Below are 236 nucleotides of genomic sequence, written 5' to 3'. Positions count from 1 at the left end.
CCTTCGGTCTTGAGGGCCCGGCGGTCACGGTCGACACGGCGTGCTCCTCGTCGCTGGTCGCTCTGCACTGGGCGATCCAGGCGCTGCGCAACGGCGAGTCCACGATGGCGCTGGCCGGCGGTGTGACCGTGATGGCAACGCCGGAGACCTTCGTGGACTTCAGCCGTCAGCGCGGCCTGTCGGCCGACGGCCGCTGCAAGGCGTTCTCGGCGGACGCTGACGGCACCGGCTGGGGC

At 72.0% G+C, this 236-nt stretch carries 1 protein-coding gene; it reads left to right on the top strand.

Annotated features, from left to right (window positions below):
- Positions 1-236 (top strand): beta-ketoacyl synthase N-terminal-like domain-containing protein (locus tag UK12_RS36005; protein ID WP_045307446.1); only part of this gene is annotated, 236 nt, incomplete at both ends.

This window comes from Saccharothrix sp. ST-888 (genome assembly GCF_000955975.1).
Classification (GTDB): Bacteria; Actinomycetota; Actinomycetes; order Streptomycetales; family Streptomycetaceae; genus Kitasatospora.
Note: the sequence above shows the minus strand (reverse complement) of the source record. Positions and strands in the feature narration are given on the sequence as shown.